We start from the raw sequence: 16,277 nt of genomic DNA, 5'->3' as shown, positions 1-16,277 counted from the left end.
CTTCGCAGGAGCGCAATCGGCCATAACCGTTATTTCCGCACGTCCTTCGCCACCGCATCGAGCAGGCCATTCACAAAGCCCGCCTCGCGCTTGTCGTAAAAGGCGTGGGCGACATCGACATATTCGCTGATCACGGTGCCGGTCGCCACATCCTTGCGGGCGAGCAGTTCATAGGTGCCCGCACGCAGGATCTGCCGCATCGGCTTGTCGAGCCGCTCCAGGCTCCAGCCCTTGGAGAGACGCGCCACGATCAGCCCATCAATCTCCTCCCGCCGCCGGTCCACGCCCTGCACGACATCGTCGAAGAAACTCTCCTCCGCCTGCGCATAGGTCACATCTTCGATGGTCGCGCCCAGGCGATGCTGGTGGAACTCATGCAGCAGCACATGGAGCGGCGTGCCCTCCATTTCGAGCTGGTAGAGCGCCTGAACCGCGGCAAGGCGCGCGGCGGAGCGGGATTTGGAGCGATCGTTCATCAACAGGTCCATAGCCGTTCGAACCGGAAATGTCGAAACCGGCCCGAGGGAGAAAAATGACCCCGCGCAATGCGCAGGGCAACGGATTATTTGAGCCGCAACGCCACCGAAGCCGCATGCGCCGGAAGCCCCTCCGCCTCCGCCAGCGCGACGGCGGCGGGACCGATGGCATCGATGCTGTTCTGATCGAGGCTGAGGAAGCTGGTGCGCTTCATGAAGTCCAGCACCGACAACCCCGAAGAGAAGCGCGCCCGACGCCCGGTCGGCAGCACATGGTTCGGCCCGGCGACATAATCGCCCACCGCCTCGGGCGTCATCCGGCCGAGGAAAACCGACCCGGCATGGCGCACATTGGCGAACAGCGCGTCGGGATCGTCCACCGCCAGTTCCAGATGCTCGGCGGCCAGGCGGTCGACCAGCGGCATGGCTTCGTCGAAATCACGCACGACGATGATCGCGCCATTGGCGTTCCAGCTCGTGGTCGCCACGACCTCCGTCGACAGCAAAGGCAAACGCCGCTTCACTGCCGCCGCCACTGCATCGGCAAAGGCCGCATCGTCTGTGAACAGGATCGACTGGCTGGTGGGGTCATGCTCGGACTGGCTGAGCAGATCGGCCGCGATCCAGTCAGGATTGTTCTTTGCGTCAGCGACCACGACGATCTCGGACGGTCCCGCGACCATGTCGATGCCGACCACGCCGTAAAGCTGACGCTTCGCCTCCGCGACCCAGGCGTTGCCGGGGCCGGTGATGACGTCGACCGGCCTGATCCGATCCGTGCCATAAGCAAGCGCCGCCACAGCCTGCGCCCCGCCGACGCGCCAGATTTCCTCGATCCCGGCGATCTGCGCGGCGGCGAGGACCAGCGGATTGATCTCCCCATTGGGGGTCGGCGTCACCATGGCGATGCGCGACACGCCCGCCACCTTGGCCGGGATCACGTTCATCAGCAGCGAGCTGGGATAGGCCGCCCGGCCGCCCGGGACGTAAAGCCCCGCCGCGTCCACGGCGTTCCAGCGCGCCCCCAGGCGAACGCCCGCCGCATCAATGCTGTCGCTGTCCTGCGGCCTCTGCTTTTTATGATAGGCGGCGATCCGCGCCGCCGCGAGTTCCAGCGCGTCGCGCAGCTCGGTGGAAAGACCCTCCAGCGCCGCGCGGCATTCGGCGGGTTCCACCGCCCAGCCGCTGACGTCCAGATCGTGGCGATCGAAACGGCTGGTATAGTCGGCCAGCGCCGCATCACCCTCGGCGCGCACCCGCTTGAGGATCGCGGTCACATCGCGCGACACATCCTCATCGGCCTCGCGCCGGGCATCGACCAGTGCGGTGAACGCAGCAGCGAAATCGGCGTCGCCCGTGTCGAGCCTAAGCGGCATCCTTCGTCCCCACGGCCTTGCGGAAAGCCTCCACCAGCGGCACCAGTTCGGCCGAGCGCATTTTATAGGCGGCGCGATTGACAATCAGCCGCGCCGACACCTGCATGATGATGTTAGTCTCGACCAGCCCATTGGCCTTCAGCGTCGCGCCCGACGACACAAGGTCCACGATCCGCCGCGACAGCCCCAGCGAGGGCGCCAGTTCCATCGCTCCGTTCAGCTTCACGCATTCGGCCTGAATGCCCCGCGCTTCATAATATTTGCGCGTGAGATAGGGATATTTGGTCGCGACGCGCACATGGCTGAGCGCGGCCTCGTCCTCTTGCGATAAGCCGACGGGTTCCGCGACCGACAGGCGGCAATGCCCCATGTCGAGGTCGACCGGCGCATAAATCTCGGAATAATCGAACTCTGCCAGCACGTCCGAACCGACGATGCCGATCTGCGCCGCGCCATGCGCCACAAAGGTCGCCACGTCGAAGGCGCGCACGCGAATGATCGACACTTCGGGCCGATTGGTGGCGAAGCGGAGAGCGCGGCTTTTCTTGTCATGGAACTCCGCCTCCGGCTCGATACCGGCTTTGGCGAGCAAGGGCAGCGCTTCATCGAGGATGCGCCCCTTGGGGATGGCGAAGGTGAGCGGACGAGTCATGACCCGCGCGCCTTACTTGGAGGGGCGTGAAAGGGCAAGGTCGGGCTGCCCACCCCGCTTGCGGGAGGGGTTGGGGGTAGGTTCAGGCCGCCTCCGCCAGCGCCGCCTCGGTCGCCGCGATCCAGCCGCCGCCCAGCACCCGGTCGCCCGCATAGAGAACAGCCGCCTGTCCCGGCGCCACTCCATATTCGGGCGCATCAAAGACCAACCGCTCGCCCTCCAGCCGCGCCGGGACCGGCTTGGCCATGGAGCGCACCTTGGCGGTCAGCGGCCCGGCGAAATCCCCGCCCAGCCAATTGATGTCGGAGAGCCGCGCCGCCGACACCGCCAGCGCCGCCTTCGGCCCGACGATCACGCGCCGGTCTTCGGCATCCAGACGTATGACATAAAGCGGTTCGGCCTGCCCACCGATCTCCAGCCCCTTACGCTGGCCGACCGTATAATGGATCATCCCCTTGTGCGTGCCCATCACGCGGCCATCGATATGAACGATGTCCCCGCCCTCATCGGCATCGGGTCGCAGCTTGCGCACGATCTTCGCATAGTCGCCATCGGGCACGAAGCAGATGTCCTGGCTGTCCGGTTTGAGCGCAACCGACAGGCCGAGTTCCGCTGCGATCTCGCGCACCTGCGGCTTGGGCAGGCCGCCCAAAGGAAAGCGCAGATAGTCGAGCTGCGCCTGAGTCGTGGCGAAGAGGAAATAGCTCTGGTCCCGCGCCGGATCGGCTGCGCGATGCAGTTCCGCGCCCCGCGCCCCTTCCATCCGGCGCACATAATGGCCGGTGGCCAGACAGTCGGCGCCAAGGTCGCGCGCTATCTGGAACAGGTCGGTGAATTTCACCCCCATATTGCACTTCACACAGGGGATAGGGGTGCGCCCGGCCATATATTCATCGGCAAAATCAGCGATCACCGAATCCCGGAACCGGCTTTCATAATCAAAGACATAATGGGCGATGCCGATGCGGTCCGCGACCGCCCGCGCATCGCGAATATCCTGTCCCGCGCAGCAGCTTCCGGTGCGTCCCACCGCCGCGCCATGATCGTAAAGCTGAAGCGTCACGCCAATGGTTTCCGCGCCCGTGCGCGCGGCAAGCGCGGCGACGACGCTCGAATCCACGCCGCCCGACATGGCGACGACGATGCGCCGCGCATTCAGCGGCTCGGTAAGCTGGAACTGGGGCTGCATGGGCGCGCATATAGTCGTCCCCGTCCCAGGGTGCCAGCCGGATTCAATCTTTCGTCGCATCGCCGTACCCATTTCGGGGGACAAGTTTACCGGACCTTATCCTTTAGGCTCTAAATCCCTCTCCCATGGATCTGGGATTCCTTCGGACAGGCGGGCTCAAGCCCAGCTTCGTCAAGCCTTCGGGCCGGCGGCGCGTGCCGGTCTGGCCGTCCTTGCGGGCCGCTTCGGCGGCGGCGCAGGCGGCCAGCCCGACCGCGCAGGCGGTCGCGGGCGTCCTGCGGGGGCAGGAAATCGAAGGCGACTGGGTCCAGGAACTGGCCGATATCCTCGCGCCACGTTCCGGCGGCAATATCGAGGCCGTAGGGCTCGCGGGCAGCTTTAACCCGTTGATCGCGAACCGATTAAGGGTGGGGCAAGGATGATGAAGGGGGCGTTTACCGTGGCGCTTTAGGCCCTGTTCAGGGCTTGGAGCGCAAACAGTTCGCACTGCTGAACAATCGGCAACGCCAGTGCCGCTTATTGAGGGTGATAATGATCGAGAACCAGAAAATCAGACCTGCACAGGTCGTCGGGCCGCTAGGAGAACCCCTGACTCTGGATAGCCTGCCGCCCGTGGACACGACTCGCTGGGTCGTGCGCCGCAAGGCTGAAGTCGTCGCGGCCGTCAATGGCGGCCTGCTGACCGTGGATGAAGCCTGCGCCCGCTATTCGCTGACGCTGGAGGAATTTGCGAGCTGGCAGCGCGCCGTCGACCGTTCCGGCATGCACGGCCTGCGCGTGACGCGCATCCAATATTACAAGTCCCTCTACGAACGGCAGCAGAAATACTGATCATCCGTTTCTAGAAAAAAGGGTCGCATTACAGCAAGGCCGCCGGATCTGGCATCCGGCGGCCTTCTGCTTTGTCAAGGTGAAATGGAACGTAAAGCCGACTTCTCCGTTGAACAGATCAGCCCACCCGAAAGGGGCTGTGGACCAAGGAGAGTGAGAAATGGGCATCATTTTGTGGCTCGTTGTCGGCGGCGTCATCGGCTGGCTTGCCAGCATGGTCATGCGGACCGACGCGCAACAGGGCATCCTGCTGAACATCGTCGTCGGCATCGTCGGCGCGTTCATCGGTGGCCTGATCTTCAGCGGCGGTTCGATCAATGACGGCCTGACGCTTTACAGCTTCCTCGTGTCGCTGGTTGGCGCTGTCATCCTGCTCGCGATCGTCAATCTGGTGCGTCGCGGTTCGGTCCGCTAAACACCCGGCAAGAACAAAGAGGCCGTGTCCGTAGGGGCGCGGCCTCTTTTATGCGCATATGCGGCTGTTCAACCCCGCCCGGCAAAGAATCGATAGAGCGCCAGCACGCCGATCGACCCCAGCACGGCCGCGATGAAGCTCGCCTGCTCGCCGGGTTCATAAACGCCCAGCAGTCGCCCGACATAGCCCGCCAGCAGGGCGCCGGCGATGCCCAGCAGGATGGTGACGACGCAGCCGCCCGGATCGCGGCCTGGCATGACCAGCCGGGCGAGCGCCCCGGCGAACAGGCCGACAATGATCCATCCCAGCAATTCCATCGCCGCCTCCCGCCGCCATGCGGGCTATAGCGCCACAGTCGGGCGCCTTTGGCAAGGGCCGGTCGAGCGGACGCCCCGCGCCTGCCAAATGGCTTTGCGATCCTTCCCACGGCCGTGATAATGGGGGCTTGAGCCGGGTGATGTATTCATGTAATACAGCAACCCGAACGGCGCTGATGGCCGAAAGATGGATTCAGGATGAATTACGAAACCCCGCTGGTCGGTGATGCGCCGGCAAATGTCCTTGGCGATCAGGATGAGCGCTCGATCTGGCGCCGCAGGCTGGTGATCGGCGCCGTCGTCGCCATCATCCTGATCGCTGTCGCCACCTGGGTCAGCATGCGCGGCAAGGGCGCGGAAACCCCCGCCAGCGCCACGCAGGCGCCGGTCGTGACGGTGATCAGCCCCGGCCAGTCGACTGTGTCGCACACCATCAGCGCCACCGGATCGCTCGCCGCGCGGGTGGAAATGCCGGTGGGCGTCGTGGGCGAAGGCGGTGCGGTGACGCGGGTGCTGGTGCAGCCGGGCGACTGGGTCCGCGCCGGCCAGATACTCGCGACCGTCGAGCGCTCCGTCCAGACCGAACAGATCCGCTCGCTCGCCGCGCAGGTGGAGGTCAGCCGCGCCGACGCCAAGCTGGCGCAGGCCCAGCTCGACCGCGCCAAGGCGCTGGTGTCGCGCGGCTTCATCAGCCAGGCCGACATCGACCAGCGCACCGCGACCCGCGATGCCGCCAATGCCCGCGTCAATGTCGCCATTGCCCAACTGGCCGAACAGCGCGCCCGCACCGGCCGCCTCGACATCCGCGCGCCCGCCGCCGGGCTGGTGCTGACCCGTGCGGTGGAACCGGGCCAGATCGTCGGATCGGGCAGTGCCACGCTGTTCCGCATGGCCAAGGGTGGCGAGATGGAAATGCTGGCCCAGGTCAGCGAAGGCGATCTGGCCACGCTGCGCACCGGCAACAGCGCCACCGTCACCCCGGTCGGTGGCACCGAGCAATTTACCGGACGCGTCTGGCAGGTGTCGCCGGTGGTCGACAATCAGAATCGTCAGGGCATTGCCCGGATCGCCATCCCCTATAATCCGGCGATCCGTCCGGGCGGTTTCGCCTCCGCCGCGATCGTCAGCGGCACCGGCTCCGCGCCGATGCTGCCGGAATCGGCGGTGCAGAGCGACGAGAAGGGCAATTATGTCTTTGTCGTCAACGGCCGCGACGAAGTGCAGCGGCGCGACGTCAAGATCGGCCAGGTGACGGATGCGGGCGTGTCGATCCTGAACGGCCTCAACGGCAATGAACGCATCGTGGCTTCGGCCGGCGCCTTTCTGACGCCGGGGCAGAAGGTGAAGCCAGAGGTCAGCAAGTCCAAATGAAGCGGCGTGGCGCGCCAAAGCATCGTGCGGAAAAGTGGGAACCGGTTTTCCGCTTGAAACGATGCGACAACAAAAACTTGCGCGCCCACCGGCAGGCGAGGAAGCCGTCATGAGTTTTCGTAATATTTCCGCCTGGGCCATCCGCAACCCGGTGTCGCCGCTGGTGCTGTTCGTGGCGCTGCTGCTGGCGGGCATCGTCAGCTTCAGCCGGATGGACGTCAATCAGAATCCCGATATCAGCTTCCCCATGGCCAGCGTCGTCGTGCGCCAGCCCGGCGCGGCGCCGACCGAACTGGAAACGCAGGTGACGCAACGCGTCGAGGCGGCGGTGCGCGGCATCAGCGGCGTGGACGAGATCACCTCCTGGGTGTCGGAGGGCCAGTCCAACACCAATGTGCAGTTCCAGATCGGCACGCCGGTCGACCGCGCCGTCAACGATGTGAAAAACGCCGTCGACCAGATCCGCAGCGACCTGCCCGAAGGCATTTTGGAACCGCAGGTCAGCCGCGTCGACATTGACGGCGGGCCGATCGCCTATTTCAGCGCCGAAGCGACCGACATGACGTTGGAGGAACTGTCCTGGTATGTCGACAATAGCGTGGCCAAGCGGCTGCTGGCGGTGCCCGGCATGGCGGCGGTCAAGCGCGGCGGCGGCGTGTCCCGCGAAATCCGCGTCATCCTGAACCCCGCCAAGCTGCAATCGCATGGCATCACCGCGTCCCAGGTCAACCAGCAGCTTCAGCAAGTGAACCTGAACGCGGCGGGCGGCCGCACCGAAATCGCCGGGGCCGAACAGGCGATCCGCGTGCTGGGCAACGCCCGCGACGCCTATGCGCTGGGCCAAACCCAGATCGCCATTTCCGGCGGCCGCACCGTCAAGCTGGCCGACCTGGCCGATGTGCGCGACATGTATGCCGAACAGCGCACGCTGTCCCTGATGAACGGGCGGCAGGTGACCAGCTTCAGCATGGAAAAGGCCAAGGGATCGTCCGACGTCACCGTCTTCGACGACGCGATGAAGGTGCTGGAGCAGCTTCGGAAGGAAAATCCGAAGGTCCAGTACAAACAGCTCTACACCAGCGTCGAATATACCAAGGGCCAATATCACAGCGCCATGCAGGCGATGATCGAGGGCGCGGTGCTGGCCGTGGTCATCGTCTTTCTCTTCCTGCGCGACTGGCGCGCCACTTTGATCTCGGCGCTCGCCATTCCGCTGTCCGCGATTCCGGCCTTCTGGTTCATGGACATGATGGGCTTCACCCTGAATGGCATCTCGCTGCTGGCCTTGAGCCTGGTGGCGGGCGTGCTGGTGGACGACGCCATCGTGGAGATCGAGAATATCGTGCGCCACATGCGCATGGGCAAAAGCGCCTATCAGGCCTCCATCGACGCCGCCGACGAAATCGGCCTGGCGGTGTTGGCCACGACCATGGCGATCGTCGCGGTGTTCCTGCCGGTGGCGCTGATGCCCGGTATTTCGGGCCAGTTCTTCATCCAGTTCGGCATGACCGTGGTGGTCGCCGTGCTGCTCAGCCTGGCGGTCGCGCGCCTGATCACGCCGATGATCGCCGCCTATTTCCTGAAGGCCCATGGCCAGGAAAGCCATGGCGAAGGCTGGCTGATGGACGTCTATATGGCGGTGCTGCGCTGGTCGCTGGACGAACGCCGGGCCGTCGCCCATCGCGCCCGCGGCGGTGCGGCGCGTTTTACCGCATGGCTTCGCGACCATCGCATCTGGACGATGGGCTTCGGCTTTCTGGCCTTCATCGCGACCATCGCGGCCTTCGGCACGCTGCCCATGTCGTTCCAGCCGACGATCGACACGGATTTCAGCCAGGTGAAGGTCGAAACCGTGCCCGGCAGCACATTGCAGCAGACCACGGCGATCACCCGCAAGGTGGCGGACATGCTCGCCGCCGACAAGGACATGGTCGAAGCCGCCTTTGCCGATATCCAGACGACCGGCGCCGACATTTACCTGACGCTGAGGAAGGACCGGCCCATCTCCTCGGTCGAATGGGAACGCAAGATCGCGCCCAAATTCCAGCAGGTCGCGGACGCCCGCGTCAATTTCCAATCGCAATCGGGCGGCGGCTTCGGCCGGGACATCATCATCATGTTCGGTAGCGACGACCCGGTGAAGCTGGAGCAGACCGCCAACAAGCTGGTGTCGGAAATGGCGGGGATTCATGAAATCCGCGCGCCGCGGGTCGCGGGCGACATGAACCGGCCGGAAATCGTCATCAAGCCGCGCTTCGACCTGGCCGCCAGCCTGGGCGTCACCACCGCCGCGCTCAGCCAGACCATCCGTGTCGCGACGATCGGTGATATCGATCAGAACAGCGCCAAATTCTCCCTGTCCGACCGGCAGATTCCGATCCGCGTAGCGATAGCGGAAGACAGCCGCCGCGACCTTGCGACGATCGAGAATATGCCGGTGCCCACGGTCAGCGGCGGCTCCGTGCCGCTGAAGGTCGTGGCCGACATCGAATTCGGCGCGGGACCGACGCAGATTCGCCGCTACAACCAGATCCGCCGCATCGTCGTGGGCGCGGACCTGGCGCCGGGCATCGTCACCAGCCAGGCGATGGTCAAGATCAATGCCTTGCCGACCATGAAGGCGATCACCGCCGGCCAGATCCCGGGCGTGCAGAAGCTGAACACCGGCGACAGCAAGTGGCAGGCGGAGATGATCCAGAATTTCGTCATCGCGGTCATTTCCGGCATCATGCTGGTGCTGGCGGTGCTGACGCTGCTCTACAAGCGGCTGATGCCGCCCTTCGTCAACCTGGGATCGCTGCTGCTGGCGCCGCTGGGCGGGGCGGTGGCGCTGCACCTGACTGGCAATCCGGTGTCCATGCCGGTGCTGATCGGCTTGCTGATGCTGCTGGGCATCGTCGCCAAGAACTCGATCCTGGTCATCGACTTCGCCCTGGAGGAGATGGGCAAGGGCGTGCCCAAGCTGGAGGCGATCATCGACGCCGGGCACAAGCGTGCCCAGCCGATCGTCATGACCACCGTGGCGATGGTCGCTGGCATGGTGCCGACCGCTGCTTCGCTGAGCGGCGACGGTGCCTGGCGCGCCCCGATGGGCATCACCGTGATCGGCGGCCTGATCCTGTCGACCGTGCTGACGCTGGTGATCGTGCCCGCGACCTTCAGCCTGGCGCTGGGGATCGAGGAATGGGTCGGCCCGCGCCTCGGCCGCCGCCTGCTGACCTACAAGCCCGGCGACAACCGGGCGGGGGCCGCGCAACCGGCGGAATAGGAGTGTAAGGCGGTCTGGCTTGCGCCGTTTTCCTGGAAATACGTCGTGCTCCTGCCTTCGCAGGAGCACGATGCGTTAATGGCTTGGTCGATCGCAGCCACCACCCCAGCCCTGAAAAGAAGCACTTGCCTGAACGAAACGGCGGCGTAACCGTTAGCTGGTCATGAAAATGCTTGCCCCGCCCCGCCCCGTCGCCGTCAGTCCTGTCCATCCGGCGCGGCGCATGCGGATGGTGGCGACGGGCATGCTGCTCGCCATGGCGGCGCTGTTTCTGGCGGCGCGGGCCACCGTACACCTCCACCCCGCCATCGGCTTTGTTCAGGCCTTTGCCGAGGCGGCAATGGTAGGCGGACTGGCCGACTGGTTCGCCGTCACCGCCCTGTTCCGCCATCCGCTGGGCCTGCCGATCCCGCACACCGCGATCATTCCGCGCAACAAGGACCGGATCGGAGACACGCTCGCCTTGTTCCTGCGCGACAATTTCCTGACACCCGCCGTCGTCGCCCGGCGGATGCAGCGGCTGGACATGGCGGGCGTGGCGGGGCGCTTCCTCGCCAGTCCCTCCAGCGGCGACGGGCGGCTGCGCGAAGGCGCGTCCCGTCTCGCCGCCGACATATTGGAGGCGCTCGACCAGGAACGGCTGGGCGGCATGGTGAAGGGCGCCATCGCCCAGCGGCTGCGGGCGATGAACCTCGCCCCGCTGATCGGCCAGGCGCTGGAGGCGGCGATGCGCGACGGCCGCCATGCCCCTGTGATGGACGGCATCATCCTCTGGGCGGACCGCACGCTGGAGGCCAATGACCATCTGATCCGCCAGATGGTGCATGACCGATCGGGCAAGATATTGCGCTGGACCGGCCTGGACGAAAATCTTGCCAACGCGATCATCGACGGGCTGCGCAGACTGCTGGCCGACATGGCGCAGGACGCCGGACACAGCCTGCGGCTGAAGGCGGAGGAAGGCCTGACGAAGCTTGCCGCCGACCTCCAGTTCGACCTGGAGATGCAGGCCCGCGTCGCCCGCATCCGCGACGAGATCGTCGATAATCCGGCGATGCAGCGCTGGATCGACGGCTTGTGGGAGCAGGCGCGCAGCGGCCTGCTGCGGGCCGTGCGCGATCCCGGCAAGGCCATGGCCGGGCGTCTGGGTGAAGCGCTCCACCAACTGGGCGCTACCTTGCAGGAGGATGCCCGGCTGCGCCTGCTGATCAACCGCTTCATGCGGCGTGCCGCCGTTGGGGCGACGGCGACCTATGGCGACTCCATCGTCAAGCTGGTGAGCGAAACCGTGCGCGGCTGGGATGCGGGCACTGTCACCAGCCGGCTCGAACATGCGGTCGGGCGCGACCTGCAATATATCCGCGTCAACGGCACGCTGGTGGGTGGGCTGGTGGGACTCGCCATCCACGCCGTCGACACCCTGCTGTAGAACTGCCCCGCTAATTCCAGCCGTGTTTCTGCGCAGGCAGGAACCCAGTTTCCGATGTTGGAAAGGCGCTGGCGCATGCCGTCGCTCACTCCATCAATCAAAATTAATGTTGCAACATATCATAAAATTATGTTGTAACATGTCATGACGATCCGTGAGGGATCGCATGACAGGAGGGTGCGATATGCGACTGATGACGTTGCGGACAGCAGGTGGCGAGGCTCAGCTTTCCGGTTATAGCGGCGGCGCCCGATCCCCTTTCGGCATAGGCGGTGCGATCGCCGTTCATGCGCTGGTGGTCGGGGCCTATCTGCTGATGCCCAAGGAGATGATCGACGTCTTTCGCGATCCTCCGCCGCTGACCACCTATCCGGTCGCTGACACGCCGCCTCCGCCGGAACGGCCCCAGCCGGAAAGCGATGCCAAGCCCCTGCCCCATTCCCATCCGACCGTGGTGGAAAAACCGGCCGTCCCCACGCCGCCGACCGGCTTCACGACGAAGGCCGACGATCATATTGCCGCTGGCGATCCCGGTACGGGCACGATCACGCCACCCATAATTCCGCCGGGCCTCGAGCCTGTGCTGGCCGACGCCACCATCGACCCCCGCGCACTGGCCGCCTTCCAGCCCGACTATCCCGGCACGATGATTCGGCAGGGGATGGAGGGCAAGGTCGTGGTCCGCGTCACCATCGGTCCCGATGGCCGCGTCACCGACATAGAGCGGCTGTCCGCCACCGACGAAGCCTTCTGGCTCGCCACCCAGCGCCACGCCTTGCGCAAATGGCGCTTCCGCCCGGCGACTCGGGATGGGGTGGCGATCAGTTCAGCCAAGGTGCTGACCGTCCATTTCCGCCTCGCAGACGTTTGAAATCCAAGGGAAGGGGGCCGGAAATCACCGCATCGGGCAACAGCGCTTTTGCATCCGGCCCCGCCTTCCCCTATATCGGCGCGATGGCGATATTCCCCCGTCCGGTGTCTCCCAAGAGCGCGATGAGCGACCTGTGGAGCTATTTTCGTGAGAACCGGCCTCATAAATGGCCGTTGCTCGGCCTGTCCGTCGCGTTCACCTGGGTCATCATCTGGGCCTTCATCGTCGACGCCAACACCAACACCATGCCGACGCGCAACCAGATCTTCTATGTGCAGAGCTGGGACGCCAGCCGTTCCGACGCGGCGATCATCCTCCAGCAGAAGATCGACCTCGCCAAGCGCGAGGCGGCGATCGAGAAGAAGCAGAAGGAGATGCAGGGCGTCGCTGATATTTTCGGCATCGACTGGAAGAAGGACGAAGCGCGTAACACCGCCCGCCGCAAGGAAGCGCTGAAGCAGATCAACGCACAGCTCGACGCCCGGCTGGCCAAGGCCGAGGCGACGGAAAGATCCGGCCCCGGATCAGCCCAAAGCGGAGCTGCCCAGCCCTGAGCGCCCGATCCAAAACCGCCCGATCCCCCGCCGATCCCGCGCAGGACCGGCGTTTCATGGCGGCTGCCATCGCCCTGTCGGAACGCGGGCGCGGGCTTTCCACCCCCAATCCCAATGTCGGCTGCCTGATCGTGCGCGACGGCCATGTCGTCGGCCGGGGATGGACGCAAAAGGGCGGTCGCCCCCATGCCGAAGCCCAGGCGCTGGAGCAGGCGATGGACCGCGCCCACGGCGCCACCGCCTATGTGACGCTGGAGCCGTGCTTCCATCTGTCCCCACGCGGCCCGCGCTGCGCCGACCTGATGGCGCGGGCGGGCGTGCGCCGCGTCGTCATAGCCCTGCGCGATCCCGATCCGCGTACCGACGGACAGGGCGCCGCCTGGCTGCGCAAGCGCGGCATCGCCGTCGAGATGGGGCTGATGGCGCAGGAAGCCGCCGCCGCCATGCGCGGTTTTGTGCTGCGCGAGACGCTGGGCCGGCCGGCCGTCACGCTCAAGCTTGGGCTGTCGCTCGACGGCCGGATCGCGCTGGCCGACGGGTCCAGCCGCTGGATCACCGGCGATGCGGCCCGCGCCCATGCCCATATGGAACGGGCGCGGCATGACGCCATATTGGTCGGCGGCGGGACGCTACGCGCCGATGCGCCGCGCCTGGACGTGCGACTGGCCGGGCTGGAGGATCGCTCGCCGCGACGCGTGCTGCTCAGCCATGCCGCCGTGCCCAAAGGCTGGGAAAGCATCGCCGCGCCGGAGGACATCGCCACTCTGCCCCAGGTCGATCATCTGCTGGTCGAGGGTGGCGCGCAGACCGCCGCCGCCTTTCTGCGCGCCGATCTGGTCGATCGGCTGCTGCTCTATCGCGCGCCGATCGTCATCGGGGCGGGGCTGGCGGGCATAGGCGATATCGGCCTGACCGATCTTGCCGACGCCCATGGCCGCTGGCGGCTCAGCGACGAACGGCGGCTGGGCGAGGACCGGCTGGAGGTTTACGTTCGCACGCGTAGCGCCTAGATCACGGCAAAACTCAAACATAAGTTCGTCCGGCTCGGCCCGAACGGGAAAAAATGGATCAGCGATCATGTTCACCGGCATCATCACCGACATCGGCACCATCCGTACCCATGAGCAGCGCGGCGACCTGCGCCTGGTGATCGGCTGTTCCTATGACATGGAAACGGTTGCCATCGGGGCATCCATCGCCTGTTCCGGCGCCTGCCTGACGGTGGTCGAAAAGGGCGCGGACTGGTTTGCGGTGGACCTGTCGGCCGAAACCGCCGCCCGCACCGCGCCGGGCCTGTGGGAACAAGGCGGCCGCCTCAATCTCGAACGCGCGCTCAAGGTCGGGGACGAACTGGGCGGCCATATCGTGACCGGCCATGTCGACGGCGTAGGCACGCTGGTGTCCGCCACCAGCGAAGGCGATTCGACCCGCCTTCTGATCGCCGCGCCCGCGAAACTGGCGCCCGCTCTGGCCGCCAAGGGATCGATCACGGTCGACGGCATCTCGCTGACCGTCAACACGGTGGAGGACCAGGCCGATGGCTCCGTCCATTTCGGTCTGAACATCATCCCCCACACTGCCGCCGCGACGACTCTGGACAGCCTGACACCGGGCCGCGCCTTCAATCTGGAGATCGACGTGCTGGCGCGCTATCTCGACCGCATGCAGAGCCTTCGCAGCGGCACAATGTGATTATCTCTTGCCATAATCACATCATGATGTGATATGCGACACCATTCCGTTTCGGACCCCGCCTCGGGGAAGGAGTCGTTAGCATGTCGTCAGCCCTTATCGATACCGTCCGCTCGCTCGTCACCGATGGGGGCATGTCGCGATCCGGCCTTGCCCGCGCGGCGGGCCTTCACGCCAATTCCCTGCGCAAGCTGGGCGAGGCGGACTGGAACCCGACTGCCGAAACACTGGGTAAGCTGGAAAGCTATCTCATCAAGCGCGAGGGCGGCACCGCGCTCGCTTCCCCCGAAGAGATCATCAACGAAGCCCGCAACGGCCGCATGTTCATCCTGGTCGATGACGAGGACCGGGAAAATGAGGGCGACCTAGTCATCCCCGCGCAGATGGCGACGCCCGACGCGATCAACTTCATGGCCACCCATGGCCGCGGCCTCATCTGCCTGGCGCTGACCAAGGACCGGGTCGATCATCTGGGCCTGGGTTTGATGAGCCGCAACAATGGCACGCGGCATGAAACCGCCTTCACCGTGTCGATCGAGGCGCGCGAGGGCGTTACCACCGGCATCAGCGCCGCCGACCGCGCCCGCACCATTTCCGTCGCGATCGACGGGTCCAAGAGCCGCGACGATATCGTCACCCCCGGCCATGTCTTCCCGCTGGTGGCCAAGGATGGCGGCGTGCTGGTCCGCACCGGCCATACCGAAGCGGCGGTGGACGTCGCCCGCCTTGCCGGCCTCAATCCCTCCGGCGTCATCTGCGAGGTGATGAAGGATGACGGCACCATGGCGCGGCTGGACGACCTGATCCCCTTCGCCCAGAAGCACAAGATGAAGATCGGCACGATCCGCGACCTCATCGCCTATCGCCGCCGGCATGACCATATGGTCGAACGTCGCGCCGAAACCACCTTCAACAGCCAGTGGGGCGGCGACTGGAGAGCGATCAGCTTCTACAACAAGGCGACCCAGACCGAGCAGCTTGTGCTGCAAAAAGGTAATGTCTCGTCCGATGAGCCGACGCTGGTCCGCATGCACCAGCTCTCCTTGCTTGACGATGTCTACGGATCGACTGGACCGCGCAACGGCCTGCTCGCCAAGTCGATGGAGATCATCGCGGAGGAAGGGGCGGGCATCATCGTTGCCCTTACCCCCCAATCGCCGGGCGATGTCGTCACCCGCATCCTGCGCCATCATGCCGGTCAGCCCGGCACGGGCATGGACGAATTGCGCGACTATGGCGTGGGCGCGCAGATTTTGGCCGAACTCGGCGTGCATGACATGATCCTGATCAGCAACACCCATCACAGCCTGATCGCGCTTGACGGCTATGACCTGGCCGTGGTTGGGCAGCGGTCGATCGAGCTTTAAGGAACCATCCATGGCAAAATTCCTGATCGTCGAAGCGCGCTTCTACGACCATCTCAACGACCTGCTGATCGAAGGCGCCACCACGGCGCTGGAGGATGAGGGGCATAAATATGAAGTGGTGACGGTTCCCGGCGCGCTGGAAATTCCCGGCGCGGTGGCGCTGGCGGCGGAAAGCGGCCGCTATGACGGCTTCATCGCCATCGGCGTGGTGATCCGCGGCGAAACCTATCATTTCGAAGTGGTATCGAACGAAAGCGCTCGCGGCCTGATGGCGCTCAGCATGGACGGCATTCCGATCGGCAATGGCATATTGACGGTCGAAAACGAAGCCCAGGCGCTGACCCGCGCGAAAAAGGACGAGAAAGACAAGGGCGGCGAAGCGGCCAAGGCCGCCATCGCCATGCTCACCCTGCGCGAGAAATTCAGCGCCTGAGACGCTGGATATATGAATGAGCAAAAAGGGGCTGCT

Annotated in this window: 17 protein-coding genes; 12 read left to right on the top strand and 5 right to left on the bottom strand. The window is 65.3% G+C overall.

Going from position 1 to position 16,277, the window contains the following annotated elements:
- Positions 1–29 precede the first annotated feature (29 nt).
- From nusB to mnmA, 4 genes are all read right to left on the bottom strand, one after another.
- Positions 30–476 (bottom strand): transcription antitermination factor NusB, encoded by a 447-nt coding sequence (gene nusB / locus K426_RS20655; protein ID WP_066562086.1) that lies wholly within the window; start codon positions 474–476, stop codon positions 30–32.
- Between the two features lie 86 nt (positions 477–562).
- Positions 563–1,852 (bottom strand): histidinol dehydrogenase, encoded by a 1,290-nt coding sequence (gene hisD / locus K426_RS20650; RefSeq protein WP_066561015.1) that lies wholly within the window; start codon positions 1,850–1,852, stop codon positions 563–565.
- Positions 1,842–2,504, bottom strand: coding sequence for an ATP phosphoribosyltransferase (gene hisG / locus K426_RS20645; protein ID WP_066561012.1), 663 nt, complete (start codon positions 2,502–2,504; stop codon positions 1,842–1,844). Before hisG ends, hisD begins: the two co-directional genes overlap by 11 nt.
- Positions 2,505–2,586: 82 nt before the next feature.
- Positions 2,587–3,693: a tRNA 2-thiouridine(34) synthase MnmA gene (gene mnmA / locus K426_RS20640; RefSeq protein ID WP_066561009.1), complete on the bottom strand. Its 1,107-nt coding sequence runs from the start codon at positions 3,691–3,693 to the stop codon at positions 2,587–2,589.
- A gap of 125 nt (positions 3,694–3,818) precedes the next feature.
- On the opposite strand from mnmA, the gene K426_RS20635 reads away from it, so the two are divergent.
- From K426_RS20635 to K426_RS20625, 3 genes are all read left to right on the top strand, one after another.
- Positions 3,819–4,115, top strand: a complete 297-nt coding sequence (locus tag K426_RS20635; RefSeq protein WP_046762224.1) for a hypothetical protein — start codon at positions 3,819–3,821, stop codon at positions 4,113–4,115.
- Positions 4,116–4,224: 109 nt separating this feature from the next.
- Positions 4,225–4,524 carry a CtrA inhibitor SciP gene (gene sciP / locus K426_RS20630; RefSeq protein ID WP_066561002.1) on the top strand — a complete coding sequence of 100 codons (300 nt, stop codon included), beginning with the start codon at positions 4,225–4,227 and terminating at the stop codon, positions 4,522–4,524.
- A 160-nt stretch (positions 4,525–4,684) separates the two neighbouring features.
- A complete protein-coding gene (locus K426_RS20625; protein ID WP_066560993.1) occupies positions 4,685–4,939 on the top strand; it encodes a GlsB/YeaQ/YmgE family stress response membrane protein in 255 nt (84 codons plus the stop codon).
- A gap of 68 nt (positions 4,940–5,007) precedes the next feature.
- Here K426_RS20625 and K426_RS20620 read toward each other — a convergent pair whose 3' ends face one another.
- Entirely contained in the window at positions 5,008–5,256 is a 249-nt protein-coding gene (locus tag K426_RS20620) for a GlsB/YeaQ/YmgE family stress response membrane protein (RefSeq protein ID WP_066560991.1), read from the bottom strand.
- Positions 5,257–5,454: 198 nt separating this feature from the next.
- On the opposite strand from K426_RS20620, the gene K426_RS20615 reads away from it, so the two are divergent.
- From K426_RS20615 to ribH, 9 genes are all read left to right on the top strand, one after another.
- Entirely contained in the window at positions 5,455–6,627 is a 1,173-nt protein-coding gene (locus K426_RS20615) for an efflux RND transporter periplasmic adaptor subunit (RefSeq protein ID WP_066560988.1), read from the top strand.
- Between the two features lie 109 nt (positions 6,628–6,736).
- A complete protein-coding gene (locus K426_RS20610) occupies positions 6,737–9,895 on the top strand; it encodes an efflux RND transporter permease subunit (RefSeq protein WP_066560985.1) in 3,159 nt (1,052 codons plus the stop codon).
- A 163-nt stretch (positions 9,896–10,058) separates the two neighbouring features.
- Positions 10,059–11,324, top strand: a complete 1,266-nt coding sequence (locus K426_RS20605; RefSeq protein ID WP_066560982.1) for a DUF445 domain-containing protein — start codon at positions 10,059–10,061, stop codon at positions 11,322–11,324.
- A 184-nt stretch (positions 11,325–11,508) separates the two neighbouring features.
- The gene (locus K426_RS20600) at positions 11,509–12,195 is read left to right on the top strand and encodes an energy transducer TonB (protein ID WP_066560979.1); all 687 of its coding nucleotides are present in this window, start codon (positions 11,509–11,511) and stop codon (positions 12,193–12,195) included.
- Positions 12,196–12,278: 83 nt separating this feature from the next.
- Positions 12,279–12,749, top strand: a complete 471-nt coding sequence (locus tag K426_RS20595) for a hypothetical protein (protein WP_066562084.1) — start codon at positions 12,279–12,281, stop codon at positions 12,747–12,749.
- Positions 12,746–13,759 carry a bifunctional diaminohydroxyphosphoribosylaminopyrimidine deaminase/5-amino-6-(5-phosphoribosylamino)uracil reductase RibD gene (ribD, locus tag K426_RS20590; RefSeq protein ID WP_257721819.1) on the top strand — a complete coding sequence of 338 codons (1,014 nt, stop codon included), beginning with the start codon at positions 12,746–12,748 and terminating at the stop codon, positions 13,757–13,759. The genes K426_RS20595 and ribD overlap by 4 nt, the downstream gene beginning before the upstream one ends.
- A gap of 67 nt (positions 13,760–13,826) precedes the next feature.
- Positions 13,827–14,441 carry a riboflavin synthase gene (locus K426_RS20585; protein WP_066560974.1) on the top strand — a complete coding sequence of 205 codons (615 nt, stop codon included), beginning with the start codon at positions 13,827–13,829 and terminating at the stop codon, positions 14,439–14,441.
- Between the two features lie 83 nt (positions 14,442–14,524).
- Positions 14,525–15,808: a 3,4-dihydroxy-2-butanone-4-phosphate synthase gene (gene ribB, locus K426_RS20580; protein ID WP_066560971.1), complete on the top strand. Its 1,284-nt coding sequence runs from the start codon at positions 14,525–14,527 to the stop codon at positions 15,806–15,808.
- 10 nt (positions 15,809–15,818) lie between these two features.
- Positions 15,819–16,241 (top strand): 6,7-dimethyl-8-ribityllumazine synthase, encoded by a 423-nt coding sequence (gene ribH / locus K426_RS20575; RefSeq protein WP_066560965.1) that lies wholly within the window; start codon positions 15,819–15,821, stop codon positions 16,239–16,241.
- The last annotated feature ends 36 nt before the right edge of the window (positions 16,242–16,277 follow it).

The organism is Sphingobium sp. TKS, assembly GCF_001563265.1.
Taxonomy (GTDB): Bacteria; Pseudomonadota; Alphaproteobacteria; order Sphingomonadales; family Sphingomonadaceae; genus Sphingobium.
The sequence above is the reverse complement of the archived record's forward strand: the minus strand, read 5'-3'. Positions and strand labels throughout refer to the sequence as shown.

Coding starts and splice junctions, on each gene's coding strand:
- K426_RS20595 (WP_066562084.1), top strand. CDS start 12,279: ATGGCGATATTCCCCCGTCCGGTGTCTCCCAAGAGCGCGATGAGCGAC.
- ribB (WP_066560971.1), top strand. CDS start 14,525: ATGTCGTCAGCCCTTATCGATACCGTCCGCTCGCTCGTCACCGATGGG.
- hisD (WP_066561015.1), bottom strand. CDS start 1,852: ATGCCGCTTAGGCTCGACACGGGCGACGCCGATTTCGCTGCTGCGTTC.
- K426_RS20625 (WP_066560993.1), top strand. CDS start 4,685: ATGGGCATCATTTTGTGGCTCGTTGTCGGCGGCGTCATCGGCTGGCTT.
- hisG (WP_066561012.1), bottom strand. CDS start 2,504: ATGACTCGTCCGCTCACCTTCGCCATCCCCAAGGGGCGCATCCTCGAT.
- K426_RS20585 (WP_066560974.1), top strand. CDS start 13,827: ATGTTCACCGGCATCATCACCGACATCGGCACCATCCGTACCCATGAG.
- K426_RS20620 (WP_066560991.1), bottom strand. CDS start 5,256: ATGGAATTGCTGGGATGGATCATTGTCGGCCTGTTCGCCGGGGCGCTC.
- K426_RS20615 (WP_066560988.1), top strand. CDS start 5,455: ATGAATTACGAAACCCCGCTGGTCGGTGATGCGCCGGCAAATGTCCTT.
- mnmA (WP_066561009.1), bottom strand. CDS start 3,693: ATGCAGCCCCAGTTCCAGCTTACCGAGCCGCTGAATGCGCGGCGCATC.
- K426_RS20600 (WP_066560979.1), top strand. CDS start 11,509: ATGCGACTGATGACGTTGCGGACAGCAGGTGGCGAGGCTCAGCTTTCC.
- K426_RS20635 (WP_046762224.1), top strand. CDS start 3,819: ATGGATCTGGGATTCCTTCGGACAGGCGGGCTCAAGCCCAGCTTCGTC.
- ribH (WP_066560965.1), top strand. CDS start 15,819: ATGGCAAAATTCCTGATCGTCGAAGCGCGCTTCTACGACCATCTCAAC.
- nusB (WP_066562086.1), bottom strand. CDS start 476: ATGAACGATCGCTCCAAATCCCGCTCCGCCGCGCGCCTTGCCGCGGTT.
- K426_RS20610 (WP_066560985.1), top strand. CDS start 6,737: ATGAGTTTTCGTAATATTTCCGCCTGGGCCATCCGCAACCCGGTGTCG.
- sciP (WP_066561002.1), top strand. CDS start 4,225: ATGATCGAGAACCAGAAAATCAGACCTGCACAGGTCGTCGGGCCGCTA.
- K426_RS20605 (WP_066560982.1), top strand. CDS start 10,059: ATGAAAATGCTTGCCCCGCCCCGCCCCGTCGCCGTCAGTCCTGTCCAT.